Source organism: Wenjunlia vitaminophila DSM 41686 (genome assembly GCF_000380165.1).
GTDB classification, from domain to species: Bacteria; Actinomycetota; Actinomycetes; order Streptomycetales; family Streptomycetaceae; genus Wenjunlia; species Wenjunlia vitaminophila.
In genome coordinates, this window is record NZ_KB904640.1 from 1 (window position 1) to 1,883 (window position 1,883).

Below are 1,883 nucleotides of genomic sequence, written 5' to 3' on the forward strand. Positions count from 1 at the left end.
GTCCACCACTACGGCTACCCCAAGCCCCCCGAGGAAGCCCTGGCCACGCTCCCCCAGATCCGCGCCGACCTCGACGCCGCCGGCGGCCAGGACAAACCGCTGTGGCTCGACGAGAACGGCTACCCCACCCACAACGACGGCGTCACGGAGGCCCAGCAGGCCGCGTACCTGCCGCGGGCCGAGGTGTTCGCCTTCGCGTCGGGCGTTGACCGTTACTACTGGTACGACGCGTTCAACGACGGCACCGACGCCAATGAGAAGGAGCACAACTTCGGTCTCTTCCGACGTCCGAGCAGCTCGGTGACCGCCTGGCAGCCCAAGCCGTCGGTGGTCACCCAGGGCGTGCTCACCCGCCAGCTCGCCGGGCGCGTGTTCGCGGGGCGGGACGACGCGGGCGCGGCGGAGGTGCGGTCCTACCGGTTCGGGTCGGGCTCCGACACCGTCCGCACCCTGTGGACCACCGCTGACACCCCGCGCACGGTCGAGCTGTCCACCACCGAACGCGTCACCGTCACCGACCAGTTCGGTAGGGCCAGGACCTACACCCCCACCGGCGGCAAGATCCAGCTCACCCTGGACGGCCGCGTCCTGTACGCCAAGGGCGCGGTGACCAACGTCAAGGCCGTCACCACCCCGGTCTTCTCCGTCCAGGTGCCCGAGCAGACCAACACCGCCGAGACCGTCCGGGCCACCCTCGTCGCCGACCGGACGGCGGGGGGCCAGAACCTGCCGCGTAAGGTCAGCTTCCAGGTGAACGGCGAGGCGTTCCCCATGGACGCCGCGCCCGGGCAGGTCACCCGCAGGACCATCGAGCTGCCCACCTCCGCCAAGAGCGGGCCGCGCGAGGTCAGCGGAGAGGTCACCTCGGGGCCGATCACCCTGGCCCGGGTCAGCTCCCCCACCGAGGTCCAGCAGGCCACCCAGGTGACCCTCGACCCGAGGGTGAGGGCGGCGTCCCCGCTGGCCACCCAGCTCACGGTGACCGTCACCAACAACCGGGACCGCACGGCGCTGGACGTCTCCACGCTGGAGTGGCAGGTCAACGAGGGCACCGCCTACGTGGACCGCGGCACCGCCGCCGGAACGTTCCAGGTCCCGGCGAACTCCTCCAGGTCGTTCACCGTGGACGTGCGGAACGCCAAGGCGTGGAACCGCTACTGGGCCGCGGCCCACATCACCGTGGACGGAGTCCGCACCCCCGTCGGCACCTGGACCGGCTGGGGAGCCGTGCAACCCGACGGCGTCTCCACCGCCACACCCATCGACCTGGCCACCCAGGCCAGCAAGAGCTACCCGAACGGCTACCAGGGCGCCACCGACCTCTCCGGCACCGTGCGCCCCCAGTACACCGACGAGGGCCTGGTGCTGAGCGCCACGGTCACCGACAACGCCCTCCACCAGCCCGTCACCGACCCGGCCAACATGTGGCAGGGCGACAGCGTGCAGCTCGCGGTTACCCCCGACCACCCGGGTCGCAGCAAGCAGTACGTCGAGGTCGGGGCGTCCCTGGTCAACGGCGTCCCGCGGGTCCACACCTGGCGGCCCCCGCCCGGGCAGCAGGCAGGTCCGACCCCGGGCGCCACCGCGACCGTCGTCCGCGACGGCACGACCACCCGCTACAGGATCACCGTCCCCTGGGCCTCCCTCGGCCTGGCCGGCAAACCCACCTCCTCCGTCGGCCTCGGCGTCGTGGTCAACGACAACGACAACGACGGCCGGGGACGCGGTGTGGTCGAGTGGGGCTTCGGCATCGCCAACAACTCGAAGATCTCCAGCGGTCTGCGGGCCGTCCAACTGACCGACGCGTAGCGGTAGTCCACCGCAGCGCACGACCGCTCTCCTCCCACCGGTGGGGCCGGGACCGCGTGACAGCGCCCGGCCCC

Annotated in this window: 1 protein-coding gene; it reads left to right on the forward strand. The window is 71.9% G+C overall.

Features of this window, described 5'->3' with window-relative positions; all coding sequences use genetic code 11:
• On the forward strand, positions 1-1,809 hold a 1,809-nt coding region (locus tag A3IG_RS28485; protein ID WP_018382143.1), incomplete at its 5' end, for a sugar-binding protein.
• Between the last annotated feature and the right edge of the window lie 74 nt (positions 1,810-1,883).